The sequence below is a fragment of the Nocardiopsis sp. NPDC007018 genome, assembly GCF_040635075.1.
In the GTDB taxonomy this organism is placed as follows: domain Bacteria; phylum Actinomycetota; class Actinomycetes; order Streptosporangiales; family Streptosporangiaceae; genus Nocardiopsis.
Genome location: NZ_JBEYHA010000051.1, coordinates 1 through 16,593 on the forward strand (window position 1 = coordinate 1; position 16,593 = coordinate 16,593).

26 protein-coding genes are annotated in these 16,593 nt (G+C 67.7%); 17 read left to right on the plus strand and 9 right to left on the minus strand.

Annotation, left to right across the window (positions count from 1 at the left end):
* Window positions 1-91 precede the first annotated feature (91 nt).
* Together ABZ635_RS21980 and ABZ635_RS21985 are read right to left on the minus strand one after the other, a co-directional pair.
* Window positions 92-1,108 carry a hypothetical protein gene (locus tag ABZ635_RS21980; protein ID WP_357768323.1) on the minus strand — a complete coding sequence of 339 codons (1,017 nt, stop codon included), beginning with the start codon at window positions 1,106-1,108 and terminating at the stop codon, window positions 92-94.
* A 245-nt stretch (window positions 1,109-1,353) separates the two neighbouring features.
* Window positions 1,354-1,554, minus strand: a complete 201-nt coding sequence (locus tag ABZ635_RS21985; RefSeq protein WP_357768326.1) for a hypothetical protein — start codon at window positions 1,552-1,554, stop codon at window positions 1,354-1,356.
* A 246-nt stretch (window positions 1,555-1,800) separates the two neighbouring features.
* On the opposite strand from ABZ635_RS21985, the gene ABZ635_RS21990 reads away from it, so the two are divergent.
* From ABZ635_RS21990 to ABZ635_RS22070, 17 genes are all read left to right on the plus strand, one after another.
* Complete coding sequence (locus ABZ635_RS21990) at window positions 1,801-2,061, plus strand: hypothetical protein (protein ID WP_357768329.1); 261 nt, start codon at window positions 1,801-1,803, stop codon at window positions 2,059-2,061.
* Window positions 2,062-2,084: 23 nt separating this feature from the next.
* Window positions 2,085-2,306, plus strand: coding sequence for a hypothetical protein (locus tag ABZ635_RS21995; RefSeq protein WP_357768332.1), 222 nt, complete (start codon window positions 2,085-2,087; stop codon window positions 2,304-2,306).
* A gap of 38 nt (window positions 2,307-2,344) precedes the next feature.
* A complete protein-coding gene (locus ABZ635_RS22000) occupies window positions 2,345-2,467 on the plus strand; it encodes a hypothetical protein (protein WP_357768335.1) in 123 nt (40 codons plus the stop codon).
* A 14-nt stretch (window positions 2,468-2,481) separates the two neighbouring features.
* The gene (locus ABZ635_RS22005; RefSeq protein ID WP_357768338.1) at window positions 2,482-2,679 is read left to right on the plus strand and encodes a hypothetical protein; all 198 of its coding nucleotides are present in this window, start codon (window positions 2,482-2,484) and stop codon (window positions 2,677-2,679) included.
* Between the two features lie 70 nt (window positions 2,680-2,749).
* A complete protein-coding gene (locus ABZ635_RS22010; RefSeq protein ID WP_357768341.1) occupies window positions 2,750-2,959 on the plus strand; it encodes a hypothetical protein in 210 nt (69 codons plus the stop codon).
* Entirely contained in the window at window positions 2,959-3,465 is a 507-nt protein-coding gene (locus ABZ635_RS22015) for a hypothetical protein (protein WP_357768343.1), read from the plus strand. Before ABZ635_RS22010 ends, ABZ635_RS22015 begins: the two co-directional genes overlap by 1 nt.
* Window positions 3,462-3,878 (plus strand): hypothetical protein, encoded by a 417-nt coding sequence (locus ABZ635_RS22020; RefSeq protein ID WP_357768346.1) that lies wholly within the window; start codon window positions 3,462-3,464, stop codon window positions 3,876-3,878. The genes ABZ635_RS22015 and ABZ635_RS22020 overlap by 4 nt, the downstream gene beginning before the upstream one ends.
* Before the next feature lie 241 nt (window positions 3,879-4,119).
* Window positions 4,120-4,560, plus strand: coding sequence for a hypothetical protein (locus tag ABZ635_RS22025; protein ID WP_357768349.1), 441 nt, complete (start codon window positions 4,120-4,122; stop codon window positions 4,558-4,560).
* Between the two features lie 125 nt (window positions 4,561-4,685).
* A complete protein-coding gene (locus ABZ635_RS22030) occupies window positions 4,686-5,906 on the plus strand; it encodes a helix-turn-helix transcriptional regulator (protein ID WP_357768351.1) in 1,221 nt (406 codons plus the stop codon).
* Window positions 5,907-6,039: 133 nt separating this feature from the next.
* Window positions 6,040-6,441 (plus strand): hypothetical protein, encoded by a 402-nt coding sequence (locus tag ABZ635_RS22035; RefSeq protein ID WP_357768354.1) that lies wholly within the window; start codon window positions 6,040-6,042, stop codon window positions 6,439-6,441.
* Window positions 6,434-6,559: a hypothetical protein gene (locus ABZ635_RS22040; RefSeq protein WP_357768356.1), complete on the plus strand. Its 126-nt coding sequence runs from the start codon at window positions 6,434-6,436 to the stop codon at window positions 6,557-6,559. Before ABZ635_RS22035 ends, ABZ635_RS22040 begins: the two co-directional genes overlap by 8 nt.
* Before the next feature lie 448 nt (window positions 6,560-7,007).
* Window positions 7,008-7,361, plus strand: a complete 354-nt coding sequence (locus ABZ635_RS22045; protein ID WP_357768358.1) for a GNAT family N-acetyltransferase — start codon at window positions 7,008-7,010, stop codon at window positions 7,359-7,361.
* Window positions 7,352-7,816, plus strand: a complete 465-nt coding sequence (locus ABZ635_RS22050) for a hypothetical protein (RefSeq protein ID WP_357768361.1) — start codon at window positions 7,352-7,354, stop codon at window positions 7,814-7,816. The genes ABZ635_RS22045 and ABZ635_RS22050 overlap by 10 nt, the downstream gene beginning before the upstream one ends.
* Before the next feature lie 137 nt (window positions 7,817-7,953).
* Window positions 7,954-8,349 (plus strand): hypothetical protein, encoded by a 396-nt coding sequence (locus ABZ635_RS22055; RefSeq protein WP_357768364.1) that lies wholly within the window; start codon window positions 7,954-7,956, stop codon window positions 8,347-8,349.
* Window positions 8,346-8,552 (plus strand): hypothetical protein, encoded by a 207-nt coding sequence (locus tag ABZ635_RS22060; RefSeq protein WP_357768367.1) that lies wholly within the window; start codon window positions 8,346-8,348, stop codon window positions 8,550-8,552. Before ABZ635_RS22055 ends, ABZ635_RS22060 begins: the two co-directional genes overlap by 4 nt.
* Before the next feature lie 76 nt (window positions 8,553-8,628).
* Entirely contained in the window at window positions 8,629-9,156 is a 528-nt protein-coding gene (locus tag ABZ635_RS22065; RefSeq protein ID WP_357768369.1) for a MucR family transcriptional regulator, read from the plus strand.
* A gap of 193 nt (window positions 9,157-9,349) precedes the next feature.
* Window positions 9,350-9,685, plus strand: a complete 336-nt coding sequence (locus ABZ635_RS22070; RefSeq protein WP_357768372.1) for a hypothetical protein — start codon at window positions 9,350-9,352, stop codon at window positions 9,683-9,685.
* A 39-nt stretch (window positions 9,686-9,724) separates the two neighbouring features.
* Here the strand turns inward: ABZ635_RS22070 and ABZ635_RS22075 are convergent, their stop codons facing one another.
* The 7 genes from ABZ635_RS22075 to ABZ635_RS22105 form a co-directional block, all read right to left on the minus strand.
* On the minus strand, window positions 9,725-10,321 hold the full coding sequence (locus tag ABZ635_RS22075) for a hypothetical protein (protein WP_357768375.1): 597 nt from the start codon (window positions 10,319-10,321) through the stop codon (window positions 9,725-9,727).
* A gap of 59 nt (window positions 10,322-10,380) precedes the next feature.
* Window positions 10,381-11,883 carry a glycosyltransferase gene (locus ABZ635_RS22080; protein ID WP_357768378.1) on the minus strand — a complete coding sequence of 501 codons (1,503 nt, stop codon included), beginning with the start codon at window positions 11,881-11,883 and terminating at the stop codon, window positions 10,381-10,383.
* Between the two features lie 83 nt (window positions 11,884-11,966).
* Window positions 11,967-12,512 (minus strand): class I SAM-dependent methyltransferase, encoded by a 546-nt coding sequence (locus ABZ635_RS22085; RefSeq protein WP_357768381.1) that lies wholly within the window; start codon window positions 12,510-12,512, stop codon window positions 11,967-11,969.
* Window positions 12,513-12,731: a hypothetical protein gene (locus ABZ635_RS22090; RefSeq protein WP_357768384.1), complete on the minus strand. Its 219-nt coding sequence runs from the start codon at window positions 12,729-12,731 to the stop codon at window positions 12,513-12,515.
* 29 nt (window positions 12,732-12,760) lie between these two features.
* Window positions 12,761-13,627: an N-acetylmuramoyl-L-alanine amidase gene (locus ABZ635_RS22095; protein ID WP_357768387.1), complete on the minus strand. Its 867-nt coding sequence runs from the start codon at window positions 13,625-13,627 to the stop codon at window positions 12,761-12,763.
* Between the two features lie 531 nt (window positions 13,628-14,158).
* Window positions 14,159-14,443, minus strand: a complete 285-nt coding sequence (locus ABZ635_RS22100) for a hypothetical protein (protein WP_357768390.1) — start codon at window positions 14,441-14,443, stop codon at window positions 14,159-14,161.
* Window positions 14,444-14,635: 192 nt separating this feature from the next.
* Entirely contained in the window at window positions 14,636-16,591 is a 1,956-nt protein-coding gene (locus tag ABZ635_RS22105) for a hypothetical protein (RefSeq protein WP_357768392.1), read from the minus strand.
* Window positions 16,592-16,593 lie beyond the last annotated feature (2 nt).

The window sequence follows — 16,593 nt, forward strand, 5'->3', positions numbered from 1 at the left end:
CTCCACCTTCCTGGCCATGCTCGGCATCGCCTGCATCCTCATCTGCTACAAGCACCTGGCCAAGCATGCCGATGGCTTTTGAGATGAGCTCTTAGAGCAGTGCTTCGTCGTACACGTCTTGGTTCTCAGGGTTCCTGTATGGCGTGTGGCCGTTCCTGGCGCGGCGTTCTGCTCGCTGCTGGTCTTCCCATGTCCACCCGCCTGATGTGGCCTGTGCAGGCTTCTGGAGGCCGCGCACCTGTGCAAGGTCCTGCTCCAGGAGGGCCACGTCGCGGCCAGACAGATACCCCGCTGGTGAGTGGATACGAACACCGTCAGCGGCAGCTTGGGAGATCACCAGCCGCTTGATGGCGGTGGCTTCCTCGGGGGTGGGTGGCCCGCCTTGGGCTCGGGCGTCGTTGCCGCTGAGCTTGTCGATGATGACTTTTTCTGGAGATTCCCTCTTCGTCTTCCTTTCCGGGCCCTCGCCCTGCTGGTGCCCAGTAGGAGCGCCAGCGGAAGAGGAAGAGGTTCGTGTAGTTAGACCTGCGTCTAGTTCGCCCTGCGTCTTGTTACGGTCCCCGATCCGGGGGTACGTGGGCCCCGATCCGTGACTACGTGGTCCCGAATCCGGGACTACGGGGCGACCGGTCCTCTTCGCGCTCTCGCGGGCCCTGCGCTCCTTGATCAGCTCGCGGGTCTCCGCTGACACCTTGGTCATGGCCTTGGCGTCTCCGGCGATGGCTTTGAGGGGTTCGAGGAGTTCCACGAAGCTCGTGGCGGTGCGCTCGCCGGGCGGCGGGTTGAAGCGGATGCCGTAGGTATTGCGGGACCGCATGCCGCCGATGGTGTTCGTGGTCTTCTCCACGATCCGCGCCTGGATCAGCTCGTCCATGTAGGGCGTGACGGACTTGCCCTTGGAGAGTCCGAGGGTGACGGCCAGCAGGTTGAGGGATGGCCACACGCTGGTGTCGCCGTTGGCGCGGCGGCCTTGGTTCACGAACGTGGCGAGCACGGTGTAGAGGTGCCGTGCGGTAGGTGAGAGGTCGGATCGGAAGGCGACCCAGTGGCCGACCTGTGTGAAGGTGGGCTGGTCGAGCGCTTCGATCTCGAAGGCGTCGGTGCTCATCGTGCGCCTCCCTGGGGGAGGTACACGGGTGTGGCTCGCGGGGTAGCGACCCGGTTTCGGGTACGAGCTACCATGTAGCTAAGCTTCATGCCTAGCCGCCTTTCCTGTGTGTGCAGGTAGGTGGTCAGAGCCCGTCGTGGTGTTACCAGCACCCGGCGGGCTCGCTTTATGTAAATGTGGCCCCAGTTTACCTGCTTCGCACCAGTTCCAGAGGACCAGAAAACGGTGCGAGCAGGGGCTTCGGGCTACTTCTCTTCTCTCTCCCCGCCCTTCGAGGGCGCTGGTGGCCACTGCGCGCCGGGATACCCGAGCCACGCCTCCCAGAGCTGCCGGGTGATCGAGCTGCGGTCTTCCCCGATGGACTTCGCGCCTGTGTCGAGGTCGTCCCATAGGTGGTCGGGGGTGTTCCGGACTCCCCGGAGTTTGTGCTTGTGCTGGTTGGCCATGGGCCCATTGTGAGGGGTGGTTGACCACCTTGTCTAGCTGGGGCATACTGAGGTCATCCAACGGGTGGTTAACCACCCGTGATCGGGTAAAATAGGAACAACGAACCCCCAAGGAGCCCCCATGGACTTCGGACAGGCTTTCGCTGGCTTTTCGCTCGCGGTGCTACTCCCCGCGACCGTGATCGGAATCCTGTGGCTGGTCATCAACGGCTACGCCTGACCCGCCCGCCCAACGAAGGAGCAGTCGTGCACATCAAGCTTTCCGGCGCCGACATCGTCGCCATCGAGAACACCCCCGAGAGTCAGGACGACATCCGGAACCTCGCTGAGGGCAGCACCACCCGACGCCCCGCCTACCTTCCCGAGATGCACGGCGAGCCCGCCAAGGTGTGGCTCGCGGAGCAGCGGTCCATGGTGAACCTGCCCGACGGCCACAACCTGGTCGCGCTGCCCTCGGGCGCGGTGGTCGTGCTGTCCCCGGGCGCGCTCGCCAGCATCTGCACCTGACCCGCCACCTCGAAGGAGCCCCGATGGCCCCCATCCAGCCCGGCCAGACCTACCAGTCCAACAAGCCCGGCGGGCCAACCGTCCGCATCGTCCGAATCGCCAACACGGGGTTCAACGGCTACGGGTACCCCGCCGCGTGGGTCGAAGACGCCACCACAGGCAAGCGCGCCCGCTGGATCGCTCTGGACAATCTCCACACCGATGGGAAGCCGCGCCGTAGCGGCTACAGCCTCAAGACCACCTGACCCGCCCTGAAGGAGCACCCGTGGCCGCCACTGTGACCGTGACCATCTACTACAAAAACGGCAGCTCCAAAACCCTCCGCGTCAGCGAGGACGCCGCCATCTACTACGAGAACCTGCCGTTCTCCGACACCGACATCGACCGAGTCGACGTCCACTACTGACCGAGGAGACACCGATGCCCGCCTACACCCCGCGCCCCGGCGACCTCGTCCGCGACGCCAGCGACTGCGTCTGGTTCATCTACGCCGACTGCATGGACCCCAAGCAGCTGTACGCCATCGGCGCCGAGTTCACGGCCACCTCCGGCGGGCACCCGCTGACCCACGTCCGCCGCGAGTGGGGCCCGCTCCGCCTGGAGCACCGGCCCGCTTGACCCCACCCACACGGAAGGCCGCCCCGCTCGTACCGGGGCGGCCCGCAAGAACACTACAAGGAGACCGCCCATGCAGATCAAGAAGCGCCTCACTGGCGGATACCGCATCGACCTCACCAAGGACGAGCTCGTTCAGCTGTCCAAGGCACTGGAGGAGCACAGCGTCGGCCACCTGACCGCTGACCCGGCGGAGGGCAAGGCCCGGTCGCACGTCTGGTCCGGGGTCATGGGCCTCGCGATCAAGTTCCCGGGCGTGCACACCGTGAAGGAGGAGAAGTGATGACCGCCGTACAGCCCGTACAGCCCGGCCAGACCTACACCACCAACGACCCCCGAGGAGGCCCCAACGTCCGCGTGGAACGCGTCGACACCACCGGATCGGCCGGGTCCGGGCGCCCCTCCGCCTGGGTCGTGGACGCCCTCACCGGCACGCGGGGCCGGTGGGTGCAACTCAAGGCCCTGCATACAGACGGCAAGCCGCGCCGGTCCGGCTACAGCCTCGAGACGGAAGCGCGAGTGGCCGCCGACCACCCCACCGACGAGCAGGTCGCCGCTGTGATGGCCGCGATCGTCGCCCCGTCCGAGAAGCAGCCGAAGAGTGTCGCCGTGGAGTTCCAGCGGGCCGAGCTGGAGCGCACCATCCGCCGCGTGTGGCCGCACATCGTGGCGCAGGCCGCCACCGTCCTGGAACACGACGCTGACGTGAGCGAACGGAACGGCGCCGACGGGGCCGGGTTCAGGGCTGCCGCACAGCACCTGCGATGGACCACGAAGGAGGAGTCGTGATGGACCTGGACGCGATCGAAGCGCGCGCCAACGAAGCCACCGAAGGGCCGTGGTCGGCCGAAATCCACTACCACCGGGCCACGGGCGAACCCGTTCTTTTCGAGGTGCACCCTGTGGCCGAACTCGAAGGCAACGGTGATGGCGGGACGGTCACCGCTGCCGACGCCGAGTTCGTCGCCGCCGCCCGCATGGACGTGCCCGCGCTGGTGGCCCGCGTGCGGGAGCTGGAGGCGGAGAACCAGCGGATGCGGGACAGCATCGCGTCCCGGATTGTGAAGGAGGAGCAGCGAGTTCAGCAGGAGATCGCCAAGGAACCGCTGAACTCGCGGCTGGCGGGCCTGCTCTTCGGCCTCCAGCGTGGCCGAGACATCGTGACATCCGGCGCCCGCGACATCGCCAAGGAGGAGAAGTGAGCACCGACATCCCAGGCCCGGTCGACCTCATCGAATGGGACGGCGACTGCGAAGACGGGCACGTCTTCGACGGAAACGGCATCTGCCTGCGCTGCGACCACGAGAAGTAACCCCCACACAGACGGGCCCGGCTGAGTGCCGGGCCCTACCCGCGCCCAGAACTCCCCAAGAGCCCGCGCCTTCCGTGCCAAAATCAAACCCCCGCTGCCGTCCACGCCAACGACGACCGGAAAAGACCCCCATGGACAACAACCCCCAGGGCACCCCCGCACCCCCAACCAAAATGATCCTGCTCGGAGTAATCACCGTCGGGGTCATAGCCGCATTCATCGGCTACTTCATCCAGAACGACAACCGCGACACGCCGACAGTCGGATTCGCAGCGCACCAGGAACAGTTCAGCGGGCCCGGCTGGGACGCATACGAAGCTGGATACACCATGTCCAGGCCGAGCTTCGGCACCGCAGACATCCCTGCCGAAGTAGCGCACACCGATAACACCGGCACGCTGGCTGGAGCCCTACGGGCCGACAAGGCCAATGCCCTGTGGTGGTGCAACAACAACATGCCTGATGACCTGGCGGCGGACCATCCGGATGAGGTCGAAGCATTGTATGGCGGCTGCATCGACGGGCTGCTGCCCGATGCGGCGGGCAGTCCCGGGTCCTACGGAATCGACTAGCGACGAATGTGAACGGGCCCCACCACACGGCGGGGCCCGTTGTCACAGGTCAGGCACGGGCCTGACAACAACGAAGCCCCGGCCTACCCTGAGAGTGCGACCAAACAGGAAGGACGGGGCTTTTCATGACCCAAGATACCTCAGTAGCCGACCGCCTCATAGAGCTACGACGCAAGCGCGGCCTCACCCAAGAAGCCCTCGCAGAAGCCGCCGAAATCAGCGTCGGGGTGGTGCGCAAGCTGGAACAGGGCGGTACCGCCCGCATCGAGAACTACCACCGACTCGGCCGCGTCCTCGGGGTCCGAACCGTGTGGTTCATGAGCCCGGAAAACCCCACCCCCCGTGCCGACGACCAACGCGACCCAGTCCTCGCTGACATCCGTAGCGCCGTCAACCCCCCGCTCGGGCTGCGAGGGCGGATCTACCCCGACGACGACACCCCCCCGAGCCTCGAACTCCTCGGACGCGCCGTGGAATCCGTCGCCGCGCACTACCAGGCCGACCGCTACGACGACGTCGCCCGCATGTCCCCCGCACTCGTCCGGTCCGCGCACGCCCACGTCGCGATCCTCGAAGGCGACGAAAAGAGCGAAGCGTTGCGGCTGCGCGCCGACGCCCTCCAGCTCACCGCCCGGTACCTGATCCAGATTAGGGAACACGACCTCAGCCTCATCGCGCTCCGGGACGCGTTGACCGACGCCCTGTCCATTGGTGACCAGGCGCTCGCGGCCGCGTGCATCGGTGAGCAAGGGTGGGCGTTGCTGCGGCAGGGCCGGTTCGACGACGTGGAGCGGCTGTGCGCCGACACCGCTGACGTCCTCGAACCGTCCAAGCTCTCCAAGGCCCCCAAGGCCACAGTCGCTGCGTGGGGGTACATCCTCATGCGCGCTGGCGCCGCCGCCGTGCGCAACAACCGGCCAGTCGAGGCTCGGGAGTACCAGCAGCTCGCCCAGTCCGCTGGGGAGATCGTGGGCGATGAGATTCCCACCGCTGGTCACATGCGGTTCGGGCGCACCACGGCGCTGATGAACGGAATGCAGAACGAACTGGTGTCCGGCCGACCGGATGTCGCGCTGTCGATGGTGGACGAGATCCGGCCGCGGCAAGGTCAGGCGACGGAGAACACACAGCAGAGGTACGCGCTCGACCAGGCGTCCGCGCACCTGCGGCTGCGGAATGTGGAGCGGACCACGGAGATCATGATGGGCCTCAAGAGCAAGGCCCCGACATGGTTCCGGCAGCAGCAGGCGGCGCGGGACATCACTGAGGACCTGCTGGAGCAGGCGAAGAGGATGCCCAGCTCCGAGCATCGGGAGATCGCGGAGTTCCTCGGCGTGACTGGCTGACCAGCGGCGGTACCACGAAGCGTGGTAGTTCTCAGACGAAGCTCTGAGGACTACCACGTTTTGTGTCTGTAGCTCCGGCGCCACTCTCCGTACCGTCAGGGAATCAGCGACATCCCCTGAGGTGAAACACGTGATGACTGACCAACGCGCGGACGAAGCGCGGTCCCTGCTGGGCCACCCGTCCGCGATAGAGCAGGTAGCCGCCGACTACCCGGCGTACACCATCCACCGTGATCGCGATGGCGACCGCCACGGAGACTGGGTCGCGACCCGAGACGGCGTCACCGTGAGCGCCGACACGGTGTCGGCGCTGCTGGTTCGGCTGGAGTCCCAGGAGCTGTCTCGTCTCCAGGCTGCGCATGGGGAGCGGTACACGGTCTGGCGGCAGCAGGCCATGTGGATCGGCACGTGCCGTGTGGATGACGGCACGGAGCCGACGATCATCTGTGACACCTCGGATGCGCTGGACGTCGCGATGACGAACCCGCAGCTGTGGGGTGGGCGGACGCCAGGAAGGAGCCACGGCCGTGGCTGAAGAGAGCATCGAAGAACACGCCCGTCGTCTTCTCCACGAGGGGACGGAGCGGCACGAGGAGAAGATGCGCGAGCTGGAAGAGATCGAGCGCCGCGAGCGCGAACAGAACTCCCAGTAGGAGCCCGCCCACAACCCCCGGGCGGAACTCATGAACCCCCCGCGCGGCTCCCCCTCGGAGAGCACGCGCGGGACCAGGCGCCGACACGACATCCATGAGGGGATGTGGCGGCGGGGGTCGGGAGTTGCACCTCCCGACCCCACAAGCTTCCGGCCCCTTCGAGGGCTGGTGGTCCGGGTGGTGACCGGACCCCGGGGTGACGACCCGGCGACACCGTACGGCTCCGCGTGGCCCTCCTCCACCGGCAAGCGGTGAACGCGCGGCAGAAGGGTCCGGGGGAAGGCACCGCAAGGTGAGCCGGACCGGCCCCCGCCACCAAACCAGGTGGCGGGGGTTTTCGCACGTCAGGGGCTTGTGCTGAATAAATCTAGGTACCCTATTGACGCGTGAATATAGGTACCCTACATTTTGGAGTGTCAGCAGGGCACACCACGCAGAGGCGGCGGACATGATCAGCACCGAAGGCACCACCTACGAGATCACCTACACCGTCGCCGCCTACTCCAGCACCGACGCGCCCGCCCACCGGTTCCAGGCCATCACCGAAGACGGCACCGTCGCATCCGAACTGTTCGTGGACATGACCACGCTGGTCATCGAGAACATCGAGACCGCCCCGCAGTTCCGCCGCGAGGGCATCGCGACCGAGCTGTTCGCCGCCGCTGAGAAGCAGCTCCCCGAGGCCCTGCACGCCCGCCCCGCCCACCGCACCGAAGAAGGCAACGGCTGGGCCGAAGCGGTCGGCGGCGAAACCGAAGACCACGACGCCGACGAAGACGAGGACGAAGACCCGTGGAACTGAACCCCGCCGACTACTACCGGATCGACTGGGGAGCCCTCAACGACCTTCCCCCGGGCGAGAAAATGGGGGCGCTCGCGAAGATCTTCGAGCAGGTGCGCGCTGACATCGGCGCCGAACGCGGCCGGATGGCCCATCAGGCCCACGCCGACCACGGCACCAAGAAGGCAGCAGCCGAACATCTGGGGCTGTCCCCCGCACGGTTCGGTCAGATCTATGACGAGAGGAAGAAGGCCATGGCCGACACTAAGGTCACCCGAGTCGCCTACGACTTCGGAACCGAACTGCACATCATGGACGTGGACGAGCGCGGCGTGTACGTGGACGGGACCGCCGAGGTCCTGCCCCACGCTGGCGACCGCGACAGCACCCTGCAAGACGCCGGCTACCAAACCCACGGCGAATGGGTCATGCAGGGCGAAGCCGAAGGCATCACCGTCGAACGTCAGGAGGCGTAGTGGACGCCGAACCTCACCGCTCTCGCATTGGCTCCCGCGCGCCGGTCGCGCCGCCGTGAGAACGTGATGTAAATACCCCCCTTGACAATGAGGCAAGGGGGGTATTTACTTGTGTCATCACCACACAGGAGGCGCACATGATCGGCTACCACGGCAGCGAGAACACCATCACCACCATCCACACCGGAACCGGCATGGGCCTCTACCTCGCCACCACCGCCCCCGACGCCGCCTCCTACGGCCCCACCGTCCACACCATCGAGATCAGCGACAACGCCGAGATCGCCGACTGGTCCGACCTCGACGACGCCGTCGAAGCCACCCGGTGGATCGACGCCGACGCCGGAGTCGCCCTCTACGACCCGAGCGACTACACCACCTGGCAGCTCCTGGAGATGAACGAAGTCCGCGACCACCTCGCCGAAATGGGGTTCGACGGCATCGAGCTGGAGGACGTCAACCCCGACGGCGCAGACCACGACGCCGTCCTGGCGTGGCACACCCACCACCTGACCATCAAGGAGATTGCGTGAGGACCGAGCAGCAGCAGCTCAAGGACATTGACCGGCGCGCCCGAGAAGCCGCCACCGCCTACAAGCGCGAGGCCGTCGCCCTGGTCGCCGCCGTCTACGACCGGGAAGGCACCCAGCAGGCCGCCGCGGATGTGCTGGGGATCACCAAGCAACGGGTGGGCCAGCTCCTCAAGGACCGCGCCACCGAAGAAGACCGTCACTAGAACGCAACGGGAGTCCTCATTGTCCGCTTCTGGACACCGCCCATCGAATGTCCCACCCGAGCGGCATCATCTACCCATGGTGTACGGCGATCCTGACGGCCACGGCGTGTATGGCCAGCTCACTACCGGCGACGACGGTGGGCTGATCTGCCACGAATGCGGGCAGGAGCGGCAGTTCCTGGGGCGTCACGTCCGCGAGCACGGGATGACCGCCGAGAGCTATCGGGAGGCTCACGGGCTCGGCAGAGGCACTTCGCTGGCCGCCCCCGCGCTCCGGCTGAGGTTCGGTGCGCTTGCGTCCGAGCGGGTCGGGTCCCCCGAGTGGGAGCGGTTCGCAGCGTCTCGGAATCACGAGAAGGCCCGCCGGAAGTCGCGCGCAGCGTTTGAAACGCCCCTGCGCGCCGAAACGTCGGAATCACGTCGCCAACAGGCGCTCGCTGCCTCACGGTCACGCCCGCCCCGGGTGTGCGAGGTGCCAGGGTGCGGGCGCAAGCACGTGAGCAGGGGATGGTGCGGCACCCACCTAGAGCGGTACAGGCGCCACGGGGACGTCCAGGCGGACATACCGGTCAGGCCCCGAAGGGGCGGTCCGAAGCCGCGGTGAGCGGGTACACCACCTGCATGGACACAACCCCCCTGCCCCCAGAGCCCTACGAGCCCCCGCTCACGAGCGAAGAGCAAGCGTGGCTTGCAGGCCTGCTCGACGACGTCGGGCCCGAAGGCGCGTACACGATCGCTGAGTACCTCGGCATCGACCTGGACGAGCAGCATTTGCGCACGTCAGGCACCATGGAATCATGGGAACACCCGTGTGGGATGTGGAAAAGGCGCTAGATCCGTGGCTCCTGACAGCTGTCCCTGAACTCCGCGACCGGCCGCGCGCTGCCGCCCGGATCGGCTGGCGGATCGCCGTGGCCATGCTCCGGGCGCGCAGTAGAGGCGGAGAACCGGCGCCGCTCGCGTTGTCCTGGACCATCCCGTTCGAGAGCGTCGAGGGCATCTTGCGCCTCGACACCATCCGGCACGTGCGCGGGCTCCAAGCGTCGTCTCGAATGACCGCGCCAGACTTCGTGCTCGAAGAACGCCTCGTCTACCTCAGGCAGGTCGGACCGGACCTTCCCATCGAGGCGTGAACGCGAAACGAGCCCCCTCCCGAAGGAGGGGGCTCACAGTCAGGCCGCAGACAACGCCTCATCTACCAGCGCCCGCATCCGCCCAGGAGTACGCGCCCGCGCGTACCGGGAAGCCAGAGCGCGTGCTGCAGTGCTCCCCCACCGACGCGACATGCGCTCCTGCGGCGGGTGCCACAGATGCCACAGCGGAGCGTTGCCGCGCCACCCCTCCCCAGCAAGGGCCCGGAGAGCGTGCGCCCACGACTCGTCCTCCCCGGACCATCCGACGAACCGGGGATCGAGCGGGGCTACCTCGTAGGCGTCTCGGGTGAGTGCGACCAGGCCGCCACCGGGCCACCCCTCATACGGGCGCTGGGTGAGATCCATGTCGGCGTGCGGGTCGTGCCCGTCGAGGACTTCCTGCGTGGCGGCATGCGTGAGCCGCCGGACCGGGCCGTGCGGCATCGCCCACGGCACACCGGCCTGCACCAGGTCGACGGCGTCCCCCCATCCGGGCGACCACACGTCGGCGTCCGCCACGACGAGGATGTTCCCGGAGGCGCGGCTCAACCCGTCGGCGACGGCGCGCGCCTTGCACCACGGGCCCTCGTGCTCACCGACGACGACCTCATGACCAGTCGCTGTCCAGCGGGACACGGTCCACGCCAACGCAGCTTCGCGATGACGGCATCCGGCATCCGGTGCCCACGGGATGATCACAGAGACTCGATGCGCTCTACCCACGCGTCCACCTCCTTGCGGGGGTCGAGTTCTGCGGACCGGGCGAGCGCCTGCTTCGAGGCGGTACGCCACCCGAGGCCGAGGAGATCACGTAGCGCGGTTTCCCATGCGTCGATGTCGGTGGGGTCGGCGAAGGTCCCGGCGTCCCCTAGGGCTTCACGTAGGCCGTCCGTGGGGGCGGCGATGGTGGGAATTCCGGACGCCGCGGCTTCAACGGCGACCATCCCGTAGGACTCCTCGGCCGAAGGTACGAGCAACACCTTCGTGTGAGCCCAGACCTTGCCGCGCATGTCGGCGGTGTGCGACTGCCAGCGAACGTTGGGCAGACGCTTTCGGACCTGTTCGGCTTGCTGGTAGCCGCCCTCGACGGCGAGGAACCCCACCTCGGGCATCCTCCGAGCGAGCTCGTAGAACACCTTGCTCCCCTTGGCGGGGATGGGGTTGATCAAAGTGACCCGGCGCCCCGGCCTGGTCCGGTGCCGGGCGGCGTACACCGGCGGATGCACCACCAACGTCTCACCCCGGAGCTTCAGGTCTCGGGCTACGTGGTTCGAGTTGGCGGCGACCAGGTCGACGCCGGCGCGCAGATCACGCGCAACCCACGGCGCGGCTGAGTGCGCGAGCGCCACGAACCGGGCCCCGGTGTCCTTCGCGAGTTTGCGGGCGATCGGAACGCTCTTCAGGTGCGAGACGACCACATCCGCGTCAACCCGTTCGGGGGTTCCGGCGTGGACGGTGATGCCGTCGACCACCGTGTCCTGCTGTTCGTCGGTCGCCCACACCTCGACCTGGTGGCCACGCGACACAAGCGCCTTGAGCAGCTCGTGAAGCATGATTTCGGCGCCGGCCCGGTGCGCCGGTAGGTAGTAGTGGGCGAGCGCTACGATACGTCGCCGGGTCGGGTCGGGTGCGCCGGTCAGACGCCGCATGGCCTCCGGGGAGCGGCGCGCCCGCACGTACTGCTGATGGCGGGCCCGGTTGGCCCGGTAGGAGGGAGAGCGTAGGTTCGCGGCAGGCTTGTGGTGTAGGTGGGTGATGGTCCCCTCGTGGCGGACGGTTTCGCCGAGCAAGCAGTTCGCGGCGACGAAGAAGCTGTCGTCCTCGAACCCCCACCCCTTGAACTCCTCGTCCATGCCGCCGACGACCCAGTAGGCGTCTGCGCGGATCACCCACACCCCGCCGATCGGGCGCCGGGATTCGTCCTCCACGGGCGCGTCCATCGGGTCGACGCCGCGCGCGTAGACCGCAAGCGTCCCCTCAGGAGACAGGGCCCGGTAGCGGGTGTAGGGCAGGTGAAGCCGTTCGTCCTGGGCGGCGCCGTCGATCGCGTCCCGCAGTGCGCTCTCCTCGGGGAGGGTGTCGGCGTCACACAGAACTACGACACCGCTCCCGGCGCGGCGCACCGCCTCGTTGCGTACACGCGCACGGCTGAAGTCGCCGTCGACGTCCACCACCAGGTGCCGGGCGTCGGGCAGCATCTCCCGCAGACGCGCGGACACGTAGTCGGCATGGATCTCCCGATCCAGCATCCCGGGCCGAAACGGCACACACACGGTCACATTCAACGCCGCCCCCTCGCCGCCTTTTCCGCGGACCACAGGTAGTAGCCGAGGACGTCTCCCTCACGGGCGTCGACCAGACCCGCGCCGAGCTCCTTGCGAACCTCTCGGGAACTCCAGTGTTCGCGGTGGATCTCGAACCAGTTCCCGTTAACGTCGCCCTGGTCGTGGTGGGCGAGCGGCACCGACACGAGGATGTTGTGAGCCCAATCCCGCATCCGAGCGAGCACACCGCGCGCCTCCAGTTGGGACATGTGCTCCAAGACGTCGGCGAGGATCACCAGGTCGGGGTCCCTGATCAGCGTGTACGGGTCCAGGTGGCGGATGTCGGAGACGACCACCCAGTCGTAGGCGTCGAACAGCCCGAACTCGGCGATGTAGGGCGCCCACGCTTCCACGCCGATCCACCGACAGCCGTCGGGTGTCACGTCACGGGCCAGGTGGACGTAGGTTCCCTCGCCGGGGCCGACGTCCACCACCACGGAGGGCGCGAGAGACTGGATGATCTCCCGCGCCCACTCCTTGCCCTCACGGTCGGAGGTAGGCACTCACGGCCCCTCGCCATGCCGGAACGTGTGCGGGGCCGCGTACCCGCCGAGGAACGCCGCCACCGGCGGGAGGGCAGCCACGAGCAGGAACGCCACCGGTTCAGGGAGGGGCCCGAAAGCGCCGGGTTCCGCGAGGAACGCGGTGATGACAGCGAGCGCCACGCCAGCGGCGAGACTGCCCAGCGATGCCACGGTGACCTTCGTTTCAACCTTGGACATGGAAACCTCTTCTCTTCGGTGTTTGGACATCAGGTGACCGGGGACTCCCACGCCGCACGCCACGTCGCCGCGCCGATCTTCCCGTCGACCGCCAGCCGCTTCTCCGCCTGGAAGGCGCGCGTAACGCCTTCCGTCTGCGCCCCGTACAGGCCGTCCACGCTGATGACCCAGCCGCGGTTGCGCATGCGCTGCTGCCACCGCTTGAGGTCGGCCCGGTAGGAGTAGTAGCCCGACACCGAGTAGGTGGGGCCGCTCCTGGGACCGAAGTACCAGCCCTTCGGGAGCGGGAAGGCGGGGGCCGTGGTCGTGGGCGGCTTGGGCTTCGAAGCCGAGGGCGGGGACGGCTGGGTGGGCTTCGGTGGCGCCGGTGTCTCGGGCCCCCACCGGGCCGGTTTGGTGAAGGTGCCTTCGCGGACCATCCGGTAGGCCTTGTCGCCGGGGCAGGAGGTGGCAATGAAGTCGCGGTGGCCCTTCACAGTGCCGCTCGTGCTGGACGTCGGCTCCATGAGCCACTCACGAAGCTGCCGGACCGCGTTGATCTGAGCGTCCGTGACCTCGTCTTTCGGTCCCGTCATCAGCGTCACGGAGTAGTACGTGCTGTTCCCGCCCGGCTGAGCGGCTTGGGTGCGAAACAGGCCGCGTCCCTCCATCACGTACCCGTGTGCGCAGGCTCCCCAGCTGTAGCCGATGTCAGCCCACCCTCGGGACGGGCCGGTGTGGAAGCCGCGAGTGCGTTTCCAGTAGTCGACGCACGCCTTGTGCTCCTTGGCGGCGAGGTTCTGGTCGGAGCTGTCGTAGTGGATGACCAGACCCTTCTTCGGGTCGGCTCTCCCTGCGGGGCTGGACTTCGACCATCCGAAAGCGGACCGCCACTGAAGCTTGTCGGGTTCAGGCATGAGACCTCCTGGCATGAGAAGACCCGCCGCTCGGGCGGGTCATTGTGGTTCGGGTGGGAGCGTCACGACGGGCCCCGGTGGGCCTGGAGGACCAGGAGGGCCGGACGGGCCAGCGGGCCCCTGGGGACCGCGTTCGCCCTGCTCGCCCGTGGGCCCCTGTGGGCCTTGCTCGCCGTCGACACCATCGGCGCCGTCCGCTCCTGGTTCGCCGCGGTCTCCCGAGCTTCCGTCCTCGCCGGGCGGGCCAGGGCTCCCCGTTTGGCCGTGGGGCCCTTCGGGGCCGGGGCGTCCTGGGGCTCCGGATGGTCCTGGCGGCCCCGTCGGAGGAATCCCCGTCGGAGGGGGCACCGGGGTGCCGCCGAGCTCTTCCACTTGTCGAGACAGTTCCTCGCGGTGCTGCTCGGCTTCGGAGAGACGTTCACCCTGGCGGGCCACCGACCCGATCAGGATCGCGACGGCCGCAGCGATGGTGAGGAGCACGAGCACGAAGGCGCTGCCTCGGACGCTGGGCCTCTGCATAGCCACAGCCACTCACCCGCCCCGCAGAATCAGCGCGAGCACCACACCGACCACGATCGGAGACAAAAACGAAGAGACCGCTGTCCAGACCGCCCTGCGGATCTGCTCCCTCAGGTCAACGACCTGTGCTTCGAGTCTGCCGATGCGCTGTTGATCGCTGGCCCTGTGCGCCTCGTAGACCTCCTTGAGCACGTACATGCTCAGACGGTCATTGAGCTGGGTGATGTCGGCTGACAGCTCCCGGTGGCCCGACTCCACGACGCGCTTGAGCTCCCACATGGTGGGTTCGTCGGGCACAGGTGCCTCCTACTCGTCGTCCGCCAGCGGAGGAGGAGGGTCATCGGGGTATTCGATCGCCTCGCCCGGAGGAGTGTCCGGTGGCTGCGTCGGCAGGGTGGGGCCAGAATCGGCGTCCGGAGGGATACCCGGAGGCAGGATCGTGGTCGGCGGGCTGTCGGTCTCATTGGGCTCAGTGGCCACGGGACTCTCCTAAGTGAGTGGCTCGAAAATGATGTGGGTTGGCAGCGCCAGGTCGAAGAAGGCGACCGACCCCGACGTGATGCGGTAACAGGGAGTGATCGTGTAGTTCGCGTTACCGCTGAGGTGCAGGGTGTCGATGAAGCTGGCCTGCTGCGTGGACCCGAAGCCTGCGCCTGCCGAGCGGATGAACGCGGACCGTTTCAGTGAGGCAGCGAGAGTGGAGGCGCCCGACAGTCGGAACCCCAGCGCGACCGAGCTGGCGTCGCTGGCGTTGTTCAGGCCAGACATGACAATCGTGATTCGAGTCCGCCCGGACCAAGACGTTTTGAAGTCCCACGGCTCCCACGTCTCCGATGGGAAATCGTAAAAGCTCGTACCCGTGGAGAAACCGGTGAGCTGGGTGGTGAGCTCAGACCGGACCGGGGCGTGCCGAGACGTGAGCAAGCTCATCTCGGGAGCCAGCTCCACAACACCATCCGAGGTATCCCGGGTCTCCGTCTGGGCGTTCCACTGCTGCTGGAGCAGGTGCCGCGCGCCCGAATAGGTCATCCGCGAGTACGGGCGGTTGGGTCGGGCGCCCTCAGCGTGGATCATGGAGCGGGCGCCGCGCTCGGGCCCCGACCCTGACGACCACACCGGCCCCTGCACGCTCACCGCCGCGATGTCGCTCGCATACCGCTGCGTGAAAATGACGCCCGCCCCTTGAGCGTCGTCGGGGTCCGCAGCCGCTGGAGCGGTCAGGGCGATGGAGGACCAGTCAGGCAGGGATCTGATTCGAACATCCGACCCGGTGGCGGATCGCCATTGGGCGGCAGCCTCGCCGGGCATTGCTGAGATCTGGCTGTAGGGGGCGGAGGTGTCCCCTCCTCGGGAGTACAACACCATCCCCACTCGGTCAGGGGCCGCTACCATTCCGCCAGCTGGGGACTCGGAGTTCCCTGTGTCGCCCCACACGCTGCACTCTGCCTGGATCGCGCTCGCGGCGATCAGGGCCTGGGCCCCGCTCATTGAGGTGACGTGAGATCGGACTAGCGTGCCGGTGTCCTCGATGGCGCCGTTGTTGCCGGGGGCTGCCCCGATGGTCAGTCGGCCGCCGGTGATCTCGGAGCCGGTGATGTCGCCGGTGAAGACCGCGCTCCCGTCTTGGACGGCGAACACGAGCGCGCCCTCGTCGTCGTATCCGCGCAGGCCGTCCTCGTCGATCTCCACGCGAGCAGCAGAGGGGTCGCCTGCTACCAGCCGGGACGCGAGGACGATGGTGGCGGCGAGCTTCGAGGCCGTGACCGCACCAGCGGTGATGTGCCCCGCCTCGATGGCGGAGGCGACGATGTGGTGGGCCTCGATCGCGAGCGCGCGGATCTTCGGGGACGTGACCGCGTCGTCCGCGATCTCCGTCTCCGTGATGCTGCCGGGCCCCGGCACTCCACCGACGCTGTCCGGCACCCCCGACCGTTCCTCCGAAGTCGCCCCTTCGACGCCGCCCGCGCCGACCCCGACGAGCTGGACGTAGTAGGTCTCCCCCGGCTCCAGAGGGACGACCGGGAAGAGGCCGCCCGCGCGCGGGATCGTGCCCTGGAACGTGGACGCGTCCGGAGTGAACCCGGGCGACGCGCTGACGTGCACGCTGACGTGGTCGAAATCGGCGGGCAGAGTCAGATCATGTGCGAGCCGCCCGTCCCACGACACCATCAGACCCACCGGGGCCGGGGCGACGATCGGCGCGGACGGGGCAGGAGGCGGATCGCCGCCCTCGGGGACCACGCCCACGCTGCCGTCGGGTTGGTAGCCGAGGCGCAGCCGCACGTGTCCGGTCTCGGGGTCGACCACGTCCAGCGACCCGGACTCGATCGAGGAGAACCCCAGCTGCGGGCGCCTGGATGCGCGCTTGACGGTGGCCAGCTCCGACTGCGTGCGCTGAAGTTCTCGGGTGAGCCCCTCGATCGCGCGCTTGGTCGCGGCGTCCACAT

Coding starts and splice junctions, on each gene's coding strand:
- ABZ635_RS21980 (WP_357768323.1), bottom strand. CDS start 1,108: ATGAGCACCGACGCCTTCGAGATCGAAGCGCTCGACCAGCCCACCTTC.
- ABZ635_RS21985 (WP_357768326.1), bottom strand. CDS start 1,554: ATGGCCAACCAGCACAAGCACAAACTCCGGGGAGTCCGGAACACCCCC.
- ABZ635_RS21995 (WP_357768332.1), top strand. CDS start 2,085: ATGGCCCCCATCCAGCCCGGCCAGACCTACCAGTCCAACAAGCCCGGC.
- ABZ635_RS22005 (WP_357768338.1), top strand. CDS start 2,482: ATGCCCGCCTACACCCCGCGCCCCGGCGACCTCGTCCGCGACGCCAGC.
- ABZ635_RS22010 (WP_357768341.1), top strand. CDS start 2,750: ATGCAGATCAAGAAGCGCCTCACTGGCGGATACCGCATCGACCTCACC.
- ABZ635_RS22015 (WP_357768343.1), top strand. CDS start 2,959: ATGACCGCCGTACAGCCCGTACAGCCCGGCCAGACCTACACCACCAAC.
- ABZ635_RS22025 (WP_357768349.1), top strand. CDS start 4,120: ATGGACAACAACCCCCAGGGCACCCCCGCACCCCCAACCAAAATGATC.
- ABZ635_RS22030 (WP_357768351.1), top strand. CDS start 4,686: ATGACCCAAGATACCTCAGTAGCCGACCGCCTCATAGAGCTACGACGC.
- ABZ635_RS22035 (WP_357768354.1), top strand. CDS start 6,040: ATGACTGACCAACGCGCGGACGAAGCGCGGTCCCTGCTGGGCCACCCG.
- ABZ635_RS22045 (WP_357768358.1), top strand. CDS start 7,008: ATGATCAGCACCGAAGGCACCACCTACGAGATCACCTACACCGTCGCC.
- ABZ635_RS22055 (WP_357768364.1), top strand. CDS start 7,954: ATGATCGGCTACCACGGCAGCGAGAACACCATCACCACCATCCACACC.
- ABZ635_RS22065 (WP_357768369.1), top strand. CDS start 8,629: ATGGTGTACGGCGATCCTGACGGCCACGGCGTGTATGGCCAGCTCACT.
- ABZ635_RS22070 (WP_357768372.1), top strand. CDS start 9,350: ATGGGAACACCCGTGTGGGATGTGGAAAAGGCGCTAGATCCGTGGCTC.
- ABZ635_RS22080 (WP_357768378.1), bottom strand. CDS start 11,883: ATGCTGCCCGACGCCCGGCACCTGGTGGTGGACGTCGACGGCGACTTC.
- ABZ635_RS22090 (WP_357768384.1), bottom strand. CDS start 12,731: ATGTCCAAGGTTGAAACGAAGGTCACCGTGGCATCGCTGGGCAGTCTC.
- ABZ635_RS22095 (WP_357768387.1), bottom strand. CDS start 13,627: ATGCCTGAACCCGACAAGCTTCAGTGGCGGTCCGCTTTCGGATGGTCG.